This window comes from Oleiphilus sp. HI0066, from assembly GCF_001635725.1.
On record NZ_LWFH01000637.1, the window covers coordinates 1 to 812 of the forward strand.

At 45.4% G+C, this 812-nt stretch carries 1 protein-coding gene; it reads right to left on the reverse strand.

Annotated elements, in window-relative coordinates:
- Nucleotides 1-812, reverse strand: an 812-nt coding sequence (locus tag A3738_RS08145) for a VCBS domain-containing protein (protein ID WP_197473707.1), incomplete at both ends; no start/stop codon positions are given.

Here is an 812-nt window from a genome sequence, read left to right on the forward strand (position 1 = left end):
CTTGCTGATCAATGGTAAATTGACCAAACAAACCATTCTGTGTTTTTGGAATGATCTCAACCGTATCACCCGTATTTGGATCGGTGATATTGGCTTTCGCGGTATGCAGACCTTTTACATCTTCTTTGACATCACCTGCTGTAACACCCGAAATAACAGGCGCTTTGTTCTCTCCCGTCACGTTTAGCGTTATGGCTTTCGTGCTGCTATCACCATGCTGATCCGTTACTGTAACCATAAAAGTTTCAGTGAGGCTTTGCCCTTTACCCAAGGCCAGTACGTCAGGATGATTCTTGTTTAAGGTATATTCCCACTTTCCGCTTGATGCATTTAGTTGCATCGAGCCATAGCTACCATTATTTCCGTTAAGAGACCAAGTATGCGTATCGCCTTGATCTGGGTCGCCACTTTGCAATTGCCCCTCTACCGAGCTTTCTGCATTTTTCATTGAGCCGTTTAGACGCCCCTGAATATCTGGAGCGTCATTAGTACCGGTGACGTCTATTTCAATCAAGACTGTGACTGCTTGCCCATTGCTGTCGACCATTGTCTTACCGAATTGATCGACAGGAATCACCATGAAGCTTTCTTTCGTTGTTAAACCTTCCGGCATACTATTTGCGACCTGACCATTTAAGGTATAAGTCCATTTGCCTGTAGTCTTATCGAAATTCATTGAGCCAAGCTGCCCTTGCCCACTGACAAGCGTCCACGTCACTAGCGTGCCATTAAATGTGTTTGGCAAAGAGCCTTGGTCTGTTACTTTGTTGTCTTCAATGGCTGCACCGGTATCAACGATCTGGCCGCTACTT